This is a genomic window from Bradyrhizobium sp. 26S5, from assembly GCF_036923295.1.
Classification (GTDB): domain Bacteria; phylum Pseudomonadota; class Alphaproteobacteria; order Rhizobiales; family Xanthobacteraceae; genus Bradyrhizobium; species Bradyrhizobium septentrionale.
The window spans coordinates 3,642,059-3,658,073 of record NZ_CP145948.1 but is presented as its reverse complement, the minus strand read 5'-3'; the positions used below and the strand labels follow the sequence as shown (position 1 = coordinate 3,658,073).

At 60.7% G+C, this 16,015-nt stretch carries 15 protein-coding genes; 3 read left to right on the top strand and 12 right to left on the bottom strand.

All coding sequences use genetic code 11. The features are described from left to right. The first annotated feature begins 194 nt into the window (after nucleotides 1-194). The 3 genes from V5279_RS16770 (at nucleotide 195) to istB (ending at nucleotide 3,818) form a co-directional block, all read left to right on the top strand. The gene (locus tag V5279_RS16770) at nucleotides 195-632 is read left to right on the top strand and encodes a DUF5658 family protein (protein WP_338699160.1); all 438 of its coding nucleotides are present in this window, start codon (nucleotides 195-197) and stop codon (nucleotides 630-632) included. 808 nt (nucleotides 633-1,440) lie between these two features. Next, nucleotides 1,441-2,979: an IS21 family transposase gene (gene istA / locus V5279_RS16765; RefSeq protein ID WP_422653177.1), complete on the top strand. Its 1,539-nt coding sequence runs from the start codon at nucleotides 1,441-1,443 to the stop codon at nucleotides 2,977-2,979. Continuing rightward, entirely contained in the window at nucleotides 2,976-3,818 is an 843-nt protein-coding gene (gene istB / locus V5279_RS16760) for an IS21-like element helper ATPase IstB (protein ID WP_176535476.1), read from the top strand. The genes istA and istB overlap by 4 nt, the downstream gene beginning before the upstream one ends. A gap of 534 nt (nucleotides 3,819-4,352) precedes the next feature. On the opposite strand, the gene V5279_RS16755 is transcribed toward istB, so the two are convergent. The 12 genes from V5279_RS16755 to cpaB form a co-directional block, all read right to left on the bottom strand. Continuing rightward, a complete protein-coding gene (locus tag V5279_RS16755) occupies nucleotides 4,353-4,889 on the bottom strand; it encodes a hypothetical protein (protein ID WP_338699158.1) in 537 nt (178 codons plus the stop codon). A 138-nt stretch (nucleotides 4,890-5,027) separates the two neighbouring features. Next, entirely contained in the window at nucleotides 5,028-5,564 is a 537-nt protein-coding gene (locus V5279_RS16750) for a tetratricopeptide repeat protein (protein WP_414645949.1), read from the bottom strand. A gap of 80 nt (nucleotides 5,565-5,644) precedes the next feature. Further along, a complete protein-coding gene (locus tag V5279_RS16745) occupies nucleotides 5,645-6,043 on the bottom strand; it encodes a hypothetical protein (RefSeq protein WP_338699154.1) in 399 nt (132 codons plus the stop codon). Nucleotides 6,044-6,054: 11 nt separating this feature from the next. After that, a complete protein-coding gene (locus V5279_RS16740; RefSeq protein ID WP_338699152.1) occupies nucleotides 6,055-7,722 on the bottom strand; it encodes a type II and III secretion system protein family protein in 1,668 nt (555 codons plus the stop codon). 603 nt (nucleotides 7,723-8,325) lie between these two features. Beyond that, nucleotides 8,326-8,733 (bottom strand): TadE family protein, encoded by a 408-nt coding sequence (locus tag V5279_RS16735; RefSeq protein WP_338699150.1) that lies wholly within the window; start codon nucleotides 8,731-8,733, stop codon nucleotides 8,326-8,328. After that, nucleotides 8,733-10,067, bottom strand: a complete 1,335-nt coding sequence (locus V5279_RS16730; RefSeq protein ID WP_338699148.1) for a pilus assembly protein TadG-related protein — start codon at nucleotides 10,065-10,067, stop codon at nucleotides 8,733-8,735. Before V5279_RS16730 ends, V5279_RS16735 begins: the two co-directional genes overlap by 1 nt. 9 nt (nucleotides 10,068-10,076) lie before the next feature. Further along, nucleotides 10,077-10,547, bottom strand: a complete 471-nt coding sequence (locus V5279_RS16725; protein ID WP_338699146.1) for a hypothetical protein — start codon at nucleotides 10,545-10,547, stop codon at nucleotides 10,077-10,079. 18 nt (nucleotides 10,548-10,565) lie between these two features. After that, nucleotides 10,566-11,471 carry a type II secretion system F family protein gene (locus tag V5279_RS16720; RefSeq protein WP_338699144.1) on the bottom strand — a complete coding sequence of 302 codons (906 nt, stop codon included), beginning with the start codon at nucleotides 11,469-11,471 and terminating at the stop codon, nucleotides 10,566-10,568. Then, the gene (locus V5279_RS16715) at nucleotides 11,468-12,403 is read right to left on the bottom strand and encodes a type II secretion system F family protein (RefSeq protein ID WP_338699142.1); all 936 of its coding nucleotides are present in this window, start codon (nucleotides 12,401-12,403) and stop codon (nucleotides 11,468-11,470) included. The genes V5279_RS16720 and V5279_RS16715 overlap by 4 nt, the downstream gene beginning before the upstream one ends. Then, nucleotides 12,400-13,842 (bottom strand): CpaF family protein, encoded by a 1,443-nt coding sequence (locus V5279_RS16710; protein WP_338699139.1) that lies wholly within the window; start codon nucleotides 13,840-13,842, stop codon nucleotides 12,400-12,402. Before V5279_RS16710 ends, V5279_RS16715 begins: the two co-directional genes overlap by 4 nt. Next, nucleotides 13,839-15,032 carry an AAA family ATPase gene (locus tag V5279_RS16705; RefSeq protein WP_338699138.1) on the bottom strand — a complete coding sequence of 398 codons (1,194 nt, stop codon included), beginning with the start codon at nucleotides 15,030-15,032 and terminating at the stop codon, nucleotides 13,839-13,841. The genes V5279_RS16710 and V5279_RS16705 overlap by 4 nt, the downstream gene beginning before the upstream one ends. Next, entirely contained in the window at nucleotides 15,032-16,000 is a 969-nt protein-coding gene (cpaB, locus tag V5279_RS16700) for a Flp pilus assembly protein CpaB (RefSeq protein WP_338699136.1), read from the bottom strand. The genes V5279_RS16705 and cpaB overlap by 1 nt, the downstream gene beginning before the upstream one ends. Nucleotides 16,001-16,015: the final 15 nt, after the last annotated feature.

Sequence of the window (16,015 nt, the reverse complement as noted above, 5' to 3'; positions counted from 1 at the left end):
CCAATTTGCTCTGTAGGTGCGCGTGCGGCATCCATTCTTCCGGTGTGTGCGAGAGGATCTATGAGCGAACCGCTGCGTCCTCAGCCACGACACGGGCTGGATTTGCAAGAAGCAACCTCGATCAGCCGTAGACTAGCTGCCGCTCGGCGCTAAACTACGGTTAGCGAGGTGACGGAGCTGGTCGAGATGATGCGATGAAGGTCTGGATTTTCACTGATAAGAGCAAAGCCGTTGGCGACCCAGAGCACCTGAAGGTTTTCGCGACCAACGAGGCCGCTCGGGCTTGGTTTGACGAAACCGACCACGTAGGCGTCGCGTTTGCTTACGAGATCATTTTAGGGCGGCGTTATTTGGCTAAGACATTCCTGGTACTTTCCGTCCTGCTTCTCGGAGTCGCCGACCTCTACACCACGAACACGATCCTGAATCTCGGTCTCGGCGAGCTGAACCCGTTCATGCACGTCGCTCAGACGTGGCTCGGCCCCTGGTGGCTTATCCCGAAGCTAGGCCTGACTTATTTCATGATGTGGTTGCTTTGGCGCAGCAACAACCCTTACAACATCGCAATCGTGGTGGCATTCTGCTGTACGCCGGTATTAAACAATCTCGTTATCATCGCCAGCTCGCACTGAAGCGCTAGCAACAGTGCACTGAAGCCATCTCGTGTAACATCAAACGAACCAACGTTACTAAAATCGCGCGACTGCCGCGTTGCCACGTACGAAATGACGCGGCCGTCGTGGTCATAAAGAACCCCGGCTTCGAACGAGACTGCGGCGAAGACGGTCGTCGTATTCCGGCCCCAAACGCAAAGCCAGTCCGCCACAAAGCCTACTTCTTCTGCGAGCTGCATCATGCAGATAAAGTGATCAGCTGGAGCAAAGGCTCGGAATTAGCCCCCTGGTTTCAGCGCAATCTCTCCGGCTGTTCGGCCATCCGTGTAAATCGAACGATGACGGGAAGACGATTTTCACAATCCCACGCCAATAGCGAGTTGCCCATCGTGCGCCTGCGTTCTCATAGCGATGGGCAAGCGGATTCAAACTGCTCTCGATACGACCGCACCCGTTGCGGCCCGTAGGATCCAATGGACTAAGGTGTCACAGACAACGCTACGTGTTTCTCCCAACGAGGCGCACGCACGGGAGGCCCCGTATAGCGTTGCGCACCGGCATCTGGATCGCAAAATAGGTGCCGATTGAGACGACAAATGTTGTCGCGACCAGCAGAAGGTAAATTGACAATGGCCAAGTGCGCGGCGGCGATCAGGGTGAGACTCCAGCGACAATCAAGGTGAGACTGCGCCGATGGGGACGGACCGAAGGGAGGGCGCAGCCCGACCGGAGGACCGTCCCCATCGGCGTCGCGCGTTTTTGGACCCGTCTGGCGGCCGGGTGCGGCTGGTGCAAGCTGTTGGTTCGTCTCGACAAGAGGGAATCGATGCCTTGCCTGGCCTCCCACATCACCGACCACCAGATGAGGCTGTACATGACGTACCGACTGACACTGTCCCCCGAGGCCGCCGCGGCCAAGGCGGGGTTCTCGAAGGCAAGCGCGTATCGAATCGAGGGCGATTGTCGCCCGCCATCGCAGAAGAAGACGCCGAGGGGCCGGCGCCGGTCCGATCCGCTCGGGCAGTATTGGGACGCCGAGATCGTTCCGATCCTGAAGGCTGCGCCCGGCATCCGCGTGATCGGCGTGCTGGACGAGCTGCGCCGACGGCATCATGACTTGAACCCGAACATCCGCCGCACGCTGGAGCGGCGCATCAACGCCTGGCGGGCGCTCAACGGCCCCGAACAGGACGTGATCTTCCGCCAGCAGCACGAGCCCGGCCGCCTGGGTCTGTCCGACTTCACCGACGTGAGCGCGCTCGGTATTACCATCGCGGGTGAGCCGCTCGATCACCGGCTCTATCACTTCCGGTTGGCGTTCTCCGGCTTCGAGCATGTCCATGTCGTGCTCGGCGGCGAAAGCTTCGTCGCCCTGGCGGAGGGCTTGCAGAACGCGCTGTGGGCGCTTGGCGGCGTGCCGCGGGAGCATCGCAGCGACAGCCTGTCGGCAGCATTCCGCAATCTGGCCGCCGACGCACGGGGGGATCTGACGCAGCGCTACGCCGGGCTGATGGGCCACTATGGCATGGCGCCAACGCGCAACAATGCGGGCATCGCACATGAGAACGGCTCGATCGAGAGCGCGCACGGCCATCTCAAGCGGGCACTGGAAGATGCGCTGTTGCTGCGGGGGACGCGCGAGTTCGCCAGTCTCGATGCGTACCGGGCTTTTGTCGACGAGATTGTCGGCCGGCGCAACGCCAACCTCGCCAAGCCGATCGCGCTCGAGAAGGAGGCCTTGGCGCCGCTGCCAAAAGGCCGCACGACCGACTTCGAGGAGAAAGTGATCCCGGTGACGTCGTCAGGCGGCTTCATCCTGCGGCGCGTATTCTACACCGTGCCTTCAAGATTGATCGGCCATCGCCTGCGTGTGCGCATCTTCGACGACCGGCTCGAATGCTTCCTTGGCGTCACGCCGGTCGTGACGCTGCGGCGCGGTCGGCCTGTGTCCGAGAGCCAGGGCGGTCATGTTGTGGATTACCGGCACGTCATCCATGCCCTGCGGCGCAAGCCGATGGCGCTCCTCAATCTCGTTTATCGCGACCAACTCTTCCCGCGTGCAGCTTACAAACGTCTGTTCGAGACCTTGCGGGAGCATGGTGATGACCGGCGCGCCTGCAAGGTGACGGTCGAGCTTCTGGCGCTGGCTCACGAGCGCGCCTGCGAAGCAGAACTCGCCGAGGTGATCGCGATGGATCTGGACGCCGGACAGTTACCCGATCTTGCCGCGCTGCGCGACCGCTTCCGACCCGAGGCGGCCTCGATCCCGCGTGTCGCCGTCAAGCTGGCGCCGCTCGACGTCTACGATGAACTCGCCTCCGTCAGCGTCATGTCGGGCCGCTCGAACCTGGGAGAGGCAGCATGACCGGTATCGCTACCTCCGTCGATGCTGCCCGTGTCGAGCTGCTTCTCAATGAGCTCCGCCTGCCGGGCGTCAAGGCGATCTGGCCGAAGCTCGCCGCACAGTCGGACAAGGAAGGGTGGCCTGCCGCCCGCTTCCTCGCCGCCCTTGCCGAGCACGAGGCGGCCGATCGCACCCGCCGTCGGATCGAGCGACACATGGTGGAAGCGCGTTTGCCCGCCGGCAAGACGCTCGCCACCTTCGACTTCGAAAGCGTGCCGATGCTATCAAAGGCACAGGCGATGGCGCTCGCCGCTGGCGACGCCTGGTTGAAGGCCGGCGCCAATTTGCTCTTGTTCGGTCCACCGGGCGGCGGCAAGACCCATCTCGGCACGGCGATCGGCCTGGCTCTCGTCGAGAACGGTTGGCGCGTTCTCTTCGCGCGCACCACTGATCTGGTGCAACGGCTGCAGGTCGCGCGGCGCGAGCTGGCGCTGGAGTCCGCGATCGCCAAACTCGATCGCTATGACCTCCTGATCCTCGACGACATCACATATGTGAGCAAGGATCAGGCGGAAACCAGTGTGCTGTTCGAGTTGATCGCCGCCCGCTACGAACGACGCTCGCTGCTGATCACGGCCAATCAGCCATTTGGCGAATGGGGGCGTATCTTCCCGGACCAGGCAATGACGTTGGCTGCCATCGATCGTTTGGTCCACCACGCCACGATCCTCGAGATGAACGTCGAAAGTTACCGTCGAAAAGTTGCCCTCGATCGCAAGCGCGGTCCAGGCCGGCCACCTGTTCACACGACCCCCAACGAACTCGACAAGACTGTGATTGACGCTGGCAGCGCCGCTTGATTGTCGCGCAGCGTCAATCAACGCTTGCCAAGTAGGCGGCCAGCGTCAATTATCTCCTGACTCGGCCGCCTCGTCTCATCTTGATTGACGCGCCGCTCTCATCCTGATTGTCGCGCTATAGCCAAGCGTCCGGCGTTCGAAACGCACGGATGAACAGGACAAAAGGATGCCGTGCGTCATATAGATCGAGTAGGAAATGATGCCGAGAAAGTGCAGCCCCCTCGATCCCAGCAGGCGCGATGTCACCGAGGCTGATCTGTCGCAGCGAGGAGCACGAATGGAAAAAGGAACACCAGCGCCTGCGAGTAGATGAGATGACAACGAAGATCGTCGACCAGATCCGAACGACCGGCCGTTCCGTGAACTCGTCGTCGACGGCATCGTTCAAGGCATAAGGAATTTCCCGTCGGCGAGGCCGGCAACGTAGACCTCTTGCCATAGACCGTAGGATATTGAGCGTAGGTTATAGAGCCCGCCAATTGCGGCATCCCCTTCAACGGAGGAATGCTGATCCGATCACACAATCCGAGGCGACTATGCAGTCGTTGGACGAGACAGGACAGTTCGCAGCCAACCTGCCAAAGCGAATAATTCCTTGCGCACCGCGCTGAAATACAGCAGGTGCGTGACTGCAAAAGACAGTAGGCAAGTCCCGAAAATGGTCGCCATCACATACAGACCGGCACCCGACGGGACCGCAACGGGTACAAGCGAAGCCTGCTGTGAGAGTTCGGGCACGCCAGCCTGCCAGGAGATGACCAGAAAGCCGGCATAGGCAGCGCTCAAGTGGGTTGCGACCGTGAACGGCAACCTGGACTTCGCCACTAGCCCGAAGCAGGCCAGCGCGAAGATCGGAAGCGCAATCCCGAAGAGCTGAAATCCGTCAAACGCAACCAGGTCGCTCAGCTGCGCGTAGCTTCGCTGAAAGATGCCGAACATCCTTAGATTGATGAACCAGAGAAGCTCGGAACTGGGTGCATATTGAAGGGCGCGTGCAGCCAACTCGGCCCCAAGCGTGGCAACAAAAAGCGCTAGTGGTCCGAGGAACTGCAGCTTAAAAAAACGGTCCATGAGACGAAGCCATTGGTTAGGAAATGCCAGTTGGCTTACGTCAAAAACGTTGAACTTCCCTTAAGGGTTCCTCGCACTAAAGGGCGCCTTCCGGCGCCAATTAAAAGCCAAACAAAATCAGGTAGCTAGGCCTTTAATTCAAGGCTGATTATTCGGCGGCCTTTCGATGAACTGCCGGCTTCCATTGAGAAGCTCGAGGTTGTTCGCGATCACCGGGTTGCCCGGATCGAGCGAATAGGCCTTCTCGAACTTCCGCCGCGCCCCGCTTAGATTGCCGCGCAGCATGTACGAATAGCCCTGATCGTTGAGGATCTGAACGGTTTCGCCGCCCAGCCGAATCGCCTGCGCATAGGCTTGGTCGGCGAGATCGAAGCGGCGCAACCGGTCATAGCTCGCCGCCAGCCCGACCCAGGCCGTCACGTCCTTCGGCGATTTCTCGACCGCATTCTTGAAATAGCGCTGGGCTATTCCGTAGCTGCCGCGGTTGAATTGCTCCAGCCCCAGCCGCACAGACTCGTCCGACGGGTAATACTTGACGTCGGTCGGCTCCTGCACGGGGTCTCCGCCCGGCGGATCCACGGGGGCCACGATCGCGGCCTCCCTCGTCGTATAGTCACATGCCGCTAGGCCGGTCCCTAGCCAGCAATAGGTCAGCATCAGAATTGCACGCCGCATAATCTTTGCCCCCGTGCGGCCCAGCGGACTCACTGCAACCGTTCGTAAATATCATCGCTACTCTTACTAACCAAGAACCGCTACCTGCCCCCTATCCCGCCGACCGGCACCGATACTCCCGAAGACGTTCCAGGCGGCAATCCATTCACGTTGACGGTCGAGGTCTGAGGTGGCGGCTGGCCCATCGCTTCCGTCGGCTGGCCCATATTGGGAAGCTGGTCCAGCGGCCTTTGCTGAGTGCTGTAGCGTGTCACGGCACTACCGACACGCCGGGCATCGTAGGCGAGCCGGCGATCGCCGACGTATCGCGGCCATGGATGGATCGTATGGGTAACGGCGTTGACCTCTTTGGCGTTGCCCGCGCTCATTGTGATGGTGTCGGAGCGCTGGACATAGCGGTCCATTTCGTCATGCCCGTAGACGCCGTAGCAGCCGCCGAGCAGGACGGGTGCGAGCAGAGCCAGATACCTGATGGTCATCCTCGCCTCCTCTAGTTCAGGGTCTTCACGACCGGCTGGTTTGCACCAACGGCCGGTGGTGGGGCGGGCGCAATCGCGTCCGGCGCGATGATGTGACCATAGGGTCCCTTCACCTCGCCGCCGGAATTGACGTAATCGTTGTAACGCTTGCGAACTTCCATCTGGCCATTGAGGAAGAAGTCGACGTCGTTGGCCGGCAGGCGGGAATCGAGCGGCGATGCCAGTTGCTGGCCGGGTGCTGCCGGCGCAACCAGGCGCGGCGTTACGATAATGACGAGATCCGTTTCCTGCTGCTGGTACGACTTGCTGCTGAATAAGGTTCCAATCACAGGCACCGAGCCAATCCAGGGCAATTGCGAAATGTCCTGCTGGTTGCGGGTTTGCAGCAGGCCAGCGATGGCAAAGCTCTGGCCGTCGCGCAATTCGACCGTGGTGCGCGCGTCGCGGCGGGTCAGCGAGGGAACGCTCGTGCCCTGGATCGTGATCGCGTTGGCGAAGTCAAGCTCGCTGACCGAAGGCTCGACGCGGAGGTTGATTACGCCCCGCGAGAGCACGGTGGGAACAAAAGCCAGCTCAACACCGAACTTCTTGTATTCGATCGTCACGGTAGGAAAACCATTCGTCGTCGTGTTGGGGATCGGAACGGGAAATTCGCCGCCGGCCAGGAAGCGCGCGGCATCGCCGGAAAGCGTGGTCAAATTCGGCTCCGCCAGTCGACGGGCGAGTCCCTTCGTTTCCAGTGCAGTAATCAGCAGGTCCACCGAACTTCCGTTGCTGGTCCTCAAGATGCTGGTCAGCAGGCTGCCGAACGGGGTCGGAGATACGCCGCCGGCCGAACCGACAAGCGTCCCGATCGTTCCAAGCAGGGGAAGGCTGCCTGTGGGAGCCGCGCCGACGGATGCAGCAGTGGCAGGAGATCCTCCAGTACCAATGAGACCGGGAGTGGTATTGATACCACCAATCGGCGATCGACCAGCGATGGCTACACCGCCGGCTCCCGAATTCGCGACATTGGTCCCGTTGGCATTCGCCGCATAGAGGTTCACGCCGAGGTCGCGTCCCGCCGCCCGGTTGACCTCGAGGAAGCGCACCTCGAGCATGACCTGCTGCGGCGCCGCGACGTTCATCGCATTGACGACGACTGCGCCCTTCGCAACGGTGCTGGTGGCGATCGCCATGGCCCGCTCCGCCGCCACCGCGTCGGCGGCCGTTCCGCTGAGCACCACCTGCCCCTCGGAGGAAGAGACGCGAATCCCCTGCATGCCGGTGCTGGTACGGATATTCTGCTGCAAATTGCCGGTATCGATCGCAACCTCAACGTCGAGGATGCCGATCTGCTTCATCGAGGAATCGAACAGGATAACGTTGGTGGTGCCGGTCTGCTTGCCCTGGATGTAGATCAGGTGGTCACTCAGCGACTTCACATCGATGATCTCGGGGGAGCCCGCGACAATTGTCGCAAAAGCCTGATCGACCTTGAAAGTGCGCGACTTGTTGAGGGTCAACTTGACGCGCTGGACGTCGTTCATGTCGCTGACGAAGACGCCGCTCGATGTCCGCCGGTCAGCAGCGGCTGCGCGGTCGCCTGCCCCAAATGACGCGAGCGTCGCGCCAAGCGCTATCGCGCTGAAGGCGACAAGCTTTCCACTTCCCCTGCCCGAAACGCGACCGCCACTCATTCGCTTCCCCTCGCCGCGATCCAATTTCATCCCGTAAATTTACGGCCTCGGCACCCTGGCAACTCCCCTGCACGCACCACGCCGTCGAGATTACTATTGTCCCACTATAAAATCGTTACTTTGCAATTCCATATCCGGCGTGCGCTGATCTATCGCACAAAGTCAGCACGGGCTCCGCTGGGGACACCTCTCCCGCCGGCCGCAAAACGCGGTCCGGAGATCATCATCCGCTACGCGCCGCGTTGGCAAGGCGAGACCCTTGCCGGGAGGTCGCAAGCCCTCCGAAAATATGCGGATGTTGCTGACGAGCACCACTTTTTCCCGACTGCCCGGAAGACCGCAACGCGACCACCCTGGCGGTGGCTGCAACCGACAGATGACAAGCCCCGATCAACCACAGGATCGAATCGCGCCACCGGCTTGCATGGTCCAGCGCTCCTGCCAATTGGAGCCTGCATTGCCAATCCGCAGCCGGTTTGGGCCGCCTGCCCTCCGCTCTGCAGCCATGCGCTGGCAGAGACTGCATCACCGGTAGGACGATCGGTCTCGACGGCCGGCAACGGCTGTGCCCGCCGTCGCTCAAAGCGACCGGGATGATGTCAGCTAGTAGGGAATTTTGGTGGACGCGCTCGGCGCGTTCAATGTCGTGCCCCAGATCGGCATGATCATCGAGAAGCCGGATTGAGATGCGGTCACGGTGATAGGTGGGCCCGCTGTCGCATTCACCGACGGTGTGGAGCTGCCGTTGATATACAGGTAAGGGGCGGCATCTCGTTTCTGAGTATCGGACAGGGGGTCGCCGCTGCAGCTGGGAGTGGTCTTTTGGATTACGGCGGTGGCATAGCAGTTAATCATGATTGACCGGGCACCGGCGTCGGCAAGCCTCCGCAGCGATTGCATGGTGATCGCATATCGACCGAAGTCGAAAATGGCGAACATCAACATGAAAATCGGCACGGAGACGAGGCAGAACTCCAGCGCCGCCATGCCGCGCTGATCGAGCCGTCTCATCACTGCACCAATCTGACGTACTGGGTGCTAGGCAGCTTCGTAGCCGAAGAGCACCCCGTGCTGTCGAAGGTGGCATTGCCATTGAACGCGATCGATTTGGCGATCAATTCGCCACAGGCGCCGCCGCTCAAGGCAACTGTCGGATTGCCCTGGAATGTCACGTCCGCATTCGGCAAATACATATTGCCATTAAGCGTGATGTTGCTGTTACCTCCGATCTGGACGGCAGTGCTGCTCCGATAATAGAGCACCATGTTGGCGAACAGGTTGGCGTAGGGCTGAAGCACAGTTGGGAGCTGCGAGGTCGACACCGACGCGTTACCGGTGACGGTGATGTTGCCAGTGCCCTTCATGCTGAAGCTTGCCCCGGGCAACAGGATGAACAGCGCGGTTCCCGCGATTGCGGTGGTACCCTTGAGGCTCATCGTGCCGGAGATGAAGTAGACACCGCCCGTCAGCGTGATCGTGTTGTTTCCCTTCAGGTCCAGATTGTTGTTCGTGCATGGTCCCGTGGTCGCAGTTTTCGTTGCACTATAAGCGGTTAGGCTTCCATCGCTGAAGCCGAGGGTTGAGCAATTCGCTAGCGTCGGCAGCGTAACCGCATCCAGCACGGAGAACGGATTATTGACCGGCGGCATATAAGTGTACGCGGAATTACAGAATTGCGAGGCACCCGTGCAGCCGCCGGCAGCCGATAGCGACCCAAGGTTCATGGTCATCCCGCCGCCGGTGAAGTTCAGTGCGTTGGCGGCCGTGCCATTCGCGGCCATGCCGCAATTCGGCGCATTGATGTTCGGACTGCCCTGGAAGCTGATAGTTGTCAATGACAGGGCGCATGGCGACTTCGGAAGTCCTTGCACTGCGGCGACGGCTGTCGCGCCTATGTTGACATTGGACATACCAAGTACTGTTGCGAGGTATACCGGCTGTTGCTGTGTGATTGTGGCCTGAACGAAATTTGTTCCGCTGGCCCCGGGCCACGAGGTGAGCGATGCAATCGTGACGGTCTGCGTCGTCCCGCTCGGAAGGCTGCTAAGACACCGCGAGCCTGGATAGGCGGTGCCGTCGCCGGTGTTGCAGAAAGAGTGCTGTGCCGCAAACTGCTTGGCGCGATAGTCCACCGTATTCGTGACCAGACAAGGCGGCGAGTTCAGGCATGCCTGCTGGACAGCGCCCGAATAAGCGGCCGCATCGGCGGCGTTCTGCGCGTGTTGCTTGGTGACGTACCACGTCCCCGCCTCGCCTCCGAGTGCAAGCGCTCCGATCAGCGGCACCAGGGCGACGACGGTTGCGAATGCGACTGAACCTCGACGGCTGCGGAGGAAATTGCGCATGGAATACCCCTATTGAAACCGTTCCGAGTAAGGCAGCGTGTACGTACACGAGCCGCCCGTGCACAATATGGACGTCAGCACCATGGGATTCAGGGTGACCGATGTCGTGTACGAATAGTACCTGGGGGGAATATCATTGCCTGGGGCGCAGGCGGCGCCGCCCTCACCGCAAATGATCTGGAAATTGGAGATCGGATACTTGGAATCAGCCTTGGCGGCCGCGGCCGTCTTCCAAGTCGAGGCGCTGGTGACGTCCGGTGGCGGCGAGTACTGGATCGATTGCCCGAAGGCCCGCAACGCCTCCCACGCGGATATGTACTGAAAGCCGGCGATCGCAAGATCGGCCATCGGCAGGAGCAGGGTCATGATCAGAAAGAGATAGACAATGGGCATCTCGAACGCGACGGCGCCGCGCTGATCCCTGAGCAAAGACCCTTTGCGGTTGATTGGCCGACCTCGACAGGCGTGAACCCTGCTCATGGCTCCTATCCCCGTTACCTAGATGCCCTTGAACGAACGAATGAGATGCAGAAACGGACTTGCTCCCAAGATCACGAACATGGCTGGAAGTAGGAACAGAACCATCGGAATGGTCAGCTTGGCGCCGAGCTTGTGCGCTCTTTCTTCCAGCTTGGTGATGCGTTCCTGACGCAGGTCCACGGCAATACTGCGCAGTGCCTGGGCCAGCGGCGTGCCATATTGCAGGCTTTGGCTCACCATGGTGCCGAACCGGCGAAGTCCGTCGGACACGGATCCCAATCTCTCGAATGCCTCTGCACGATTCGGCGTTATCCGGAGATCGTCAAGAAGACCACGCAAGACCCGCGCCATTGCGGGATTGGACGTGCCCATCTCTTCCGCCACGCGTTGCAATCCGCTCTCAAGACCCATTCCGGCCTCGCTGCACACAACCAGCAAATCGATGGTATCCGGCGTGCCGAGCCGAACCGCCGCGTCAAACCGTCGCTTCAGCACCCACAAAATGAACCGAGGCCCCATAATTCCGAACACCACGCCGAACAGCCCGTAGATCAGCACATCCATCGGCTGCATCCCCGAAAGCTGCGCGAGAAGCATGGCAAGGATCGGAAACAAGAACATGCTGACGGTTTTGACGCCGATCCAGATCGGCAAGGTGCGACGATAATTGATGAAGCCCGACGACTGGAGGATGGTCCGAAGTTGCTCCAGGTTCTCCTCGGCATAAAAGCGCCGATACCGCGTGCCGATCGACGAAAACCAGCCGATCATGTCCTGCGACGATGCCGCCTCGCCAGGAAGGCCCAACACGGCTTTCGACACCCGCACGTCCAATGTACGAAGGTGTACTTCGCGGATGATCAACAGAAGGGTCGCGGTTGCAGCCGCGATCGCGAGGGTCACCAAACCGAGACCGGCACTCATAGCGCGGTTTCCCTTCTGATCATCCAGCGTATCACCAGGTGCCCGACGAGCACTGACCCTGCCGCGTAAGCCAGCAGCATGTTTCCGGTCGGATCGTGGAACAGCAGATCGACTGTTTTCGGATTGATCCAGTACAGCAACCCACCGATGATGAGGGGCGAGAGCGAAAGCGCGCGCGAAGAGAAGATTACCTCTCCTGCCAGAGCCTTGGCGCGCGCAGCCAGCGCAACACGCTGACTAACGGTCTCTCCAAGTGTCTGCAAGGTTTCGGCCAGGCTGCCGCCCGACTTCAACTGGACGGCCAGCGTCACCGCAAACATCGCGTACTCGGCGACCTGCGTCCGCCGATAGATGGCTTCCACCGCCTCTTCCGGAGGTCTCCCTAGATTCAATTCGCTGCATACCATCGCAAACTGTCCGGCGGTCGGCTGCGGCATCTCGCGCGCGATGGTGCGAAATGCCTCGTTCACGGGCAGCCCCGACCGGACGGTGCTCGTCACCAGTTGGATCGTGTCAGGCAACTGTCGGAAAAGCTGATTGGCGAACCGACGTTGCTGCCATCCAAACAGGCCGCGCACCATTAGGAAGGCCACGATTGCGGCCGCGATGGACACGTTGAGGGTCGGCAACTGCAGCAGCCGGTTATTAACATAAAAGATTGCCGCTGCTGCGAGGACACCGGCAAGCAGCGTGTAGACCGGCTGCCAGGCGTAAACGACCTCGGGGCTGTAATTGGCCAGCCGATGCAGCAGCTGCGAGCGGGACCCTGTCTCCGAGCGACGAATAGAAATCAGGCTGGCCGAGTGCGAGGCTGGCAAAGCTATCGTCAGATGACGATCCATGCGTCGTTCCCGGGCGTCGAGCCACAACGATATGCCCGATGCGCACAGCAGCAGTAACAGGACAGTGGCGATCACATACGACGGTATCATATCTGCCTCATGGCCTCGGCCCAGGCACGATCAAGCCCATAATAGACAAGACGGCTCTTGAATTTCGGGATTGCTTGGGTAGACCTGTAGGTGCCCGATATCCGGCCGTGAACATCCTCCTCCTGGTACTGGAACACGGCGATGTCATTGGTGGTGATCACCTCGCCTTCCAGACCGATCACCTCGGTGATCTGGATGATGCGACGCTGTCCGTCCCTCATGCGCTCGACTTGCACGATGATATCCAGCGCAGCGACCATCTGAGCTCGAATCGCCCGTGGTGGCAGGTTGACCTGTCCCATCTGCACCATGTTTTCGACGCGGGTCAGCGCATCGCGGGCGCTATTGGCATGCACCGTGGAGATCGAGCCGTCATGGCCGGTGTTCATCGCCTGCAGCATGTCAAACGCTTCAACGCTGCGTACTTCGCCTACGATAATGCGGTCAGGGCGCATGCGCAGGGCATTCCACAAGAGATCGCGTTGCGTCACCTGCCCCGTACCCTCGATGCTGGCAGGCCGCGTCTCCAGGCTGATCACATGCGGCTGCTGAAGTTGCAGCTCCGCCGCATCCTCGATCGTAACAATGCGTTCGCTGTGATCAATGAATTGGCTCAGCGCGTTCAGCAGCGTCGTCTTGCCCGAGCCGGTACCACCCGAGACCAGAACATTGAGCCGGGACCGAGCGGCAATTTCCAGCAACTGTCCCATCGCCGCGGTCATTGAGCCGTTTGCGATCATTCCGGCTATGTCCAAGCGGTGGCTCGGAAACTTGCGGATGGAGATGCAGGGACTGTGGATCGAAAGCGGCGGGAAGATGATATTGACGCGGCTGCCGTCCGGAAGGCGGCAATCCACCATCGGGCTGGACTCGTCGACGCGCCGGCCGACCTGCGCCGCAATCTTCTGTGCCACGGATGCAATATGTTCGTTGTCACGGAAACGAACCGCGACCCGCTCCAGCTTGCCGCGTCGCTCGACGTAAATATTGCTCGGTCCGTTGACCATGATGTCGTTGATCGTTTCATCCAGCAGAAGCGGACGGAGCGGCCCGTAGCCGGTCATGTCGTCGGCAATTTCTTCCGCCAGATAAAGCTGCTCGCGTCCTGACAGTTCGAGCCGCTCCTGGTTGGCTATTCCGTGGATGATCTCCTCGATCTGCCGTCGAAGCACGTCGCGTGAGACCGTTGCGGCTGCCGCGGGCTCGATCTGCTCGATGACGCGTTCGCGCAGCGAAGCCGCGAGAGCGGAGTGCTGGCTCGAGGGTTCGGGCCGCCTCATCGCAGGTGCGACCGGGCTCGGCTCGGGCGCAGGCGCGCTTGGCGCAGCTGTAATCAGGCTTGATGCAGCTGTGACCAAGCTTGGCGCAGCTGCAGGCAAGCTTGGCATCAATGCGGGTAAACGATCCGCGTCGTCTTCGCGCCTACCAAATTTCTTCATAGCCCGAGCAGCCTCCTCAACCGTCCCTTCGGCTCGGCGCCAACACCCGTGATCTCCCGTACAATCGGAGCGAGGTAACGCCGCAGTGCCGACACGTGCTTCAGCGCGGGAATTCCCAGATTGACCGCCTGGGTCATCCCCTTTCCGAGATCAGGGATCACCATGTCCGGCTCCGCGCCCAGGGCCTTGACGATCGTCGCCCTGGGAAGACCCCCGGCCCGATCGGCACGGTTGAGTAATGTAAAGACCCGATCCTTGCCGGCGATATTAGTGACGGCGGTGCGGAGTGCATGGGCGTTGCGAAGTCCGGTTACCTCGGCTTCCAGCAACACCAGCACGTGACGGGAAACAGTGAGTACCGGATGGATGGATGGCGGGAACGGGACCGGGACATCGACGACGATGTAATTGAACCGTTGCCGGAGCAGACTCAGAACGTGTCTCACGCCCGCTTCCGTGATGTCGAGTTGCGCATCCAGCTCCTCATCGGCGGAAACCAGGCAAACCCGCTCGTTGACATCGATTGCGGCGCGCTCGATGAACAAGGTGTCGGCGCGCATCGGGTTTTCCAGAGCGATGCGCAGCCCCGGCCCGGGCCGGACACCGAGCATGACGGCCGTCTCGCCGTTTTGGAGATGAAGGTCGAGAAGCGCGACCTTGGCTTTGGTGGTCTCGGCCAGTTGCAGCGCGAGATTGATGGCGATACTCGTTGCACCGGCCCCCCCCTGCGCACCGCAGATCGAGATCACATGGCCACCGCGGTCGGGCTGGCTGTGCGCCACATCGCCGATCAGCTTCGGACGCAGCTGGTCCAGCACCATGTCCCGCGTGAGCGGCCTGGGAAGGTACTCGGTCAGGCCGATATCCATCAACTCGCGGTAGAATGTGATCTCCCTGCTCTCGCCGATCAGAGCCACCCGGACATCGGGTGGGCAGACGCCGGCCAGTCTTTCGAGCTCGGCAAATGGATCTTCGATTCCACTGATATCAGTCACCAGCGCGGATAGATCGGTGTCGGTCTCGAGCATCCGGATGGCATTGCGGATCGTGCCGCGCCTGATCGATAGATTGCCACCTTCGAGGCCCTTGCGCAGAGCCGCAGCACTGAGCTCGTCATCTACGAAACAGACGATTCGGTCTCGCGTTACAACAGATGTCGCTTCAGGCGGACTGACCATGGCGATGTTCATCAACGCTTCTCCGATGCCTTGACTGCCTGAACCACCATTGTTGCGCCACGGCGGGCGGCCTCCGGCGAGCCGTCGCAGCTAACGGCAATGTCGCTCTCGTCCGCGTCTTGTTTCCTGACCTGGTATTGCTTGACTTCACCACCAGAATGAACCACCACCGCCGCACTCTGGCCGGCAATAGCGTTCTGACGGGCAAGTTCCGGCGACACATCGCAGCTCGACATCGCGCCGGCGTCTGCTTTCTCCCACTGATCGATTGCTGAACGAACGGCGAGAGAGAGCGTTCCGAGCTGTTTTGCGACCGTGACCTTCTTGACCTGCTCCGGCGAAAGCTCCAACGAAACAGTTTGGGCTATCTTGCCCACCGCGGCGCTAATGGCTCGCCCGCCTTGTGCAATCTCCTGGTCGATCGCAATGATCCGAACATTGCGCAGAACGGTCTCGCTCAGGGCGCGACGCGCGGGATCTGCCTTCTCGAAAACCTGGGTCAACACTACGTCGACATTGTCGCCCGGCCTGATCAGGCCCGAGACGCCAGTCTCCTCGTCAACCTTGATGCTGATGGCCCGGCTATCCGGGGCCAGGACGCTGGCGAGGAATCCCCGATCCTTCGGGCGCAGTATGTCGTGCAATGTGATGGGACTGCCGGCTTCAACGAATTTGCGAACCAGAGAACCGGGAAGCCCGGCCTTGGAGTCGGGCGTTTCAAGGATCGCCCCTGCTGGAACGCGTTCCGGCGGCGCCGAGCGTACCGTGAAGTCTTCGTCTCGCGCGAGCGTACCTCGCGGGAGGGGACGTGTCGCAACAAAGTACCCGACAGTCGCAGGCGCCGGCGTAGGCGTAGGCGCCGTCGCAGTGACGTCCACCGGAGCGTGCTTCGGTAAGTTCATGTTATAGGCAATAAGTCCGAGCGCAGTCGTTGCCAGCAATAGCACCATGATAATCGAAAGACGCAAGGCGGATGACATATCAAAATCCTTTGC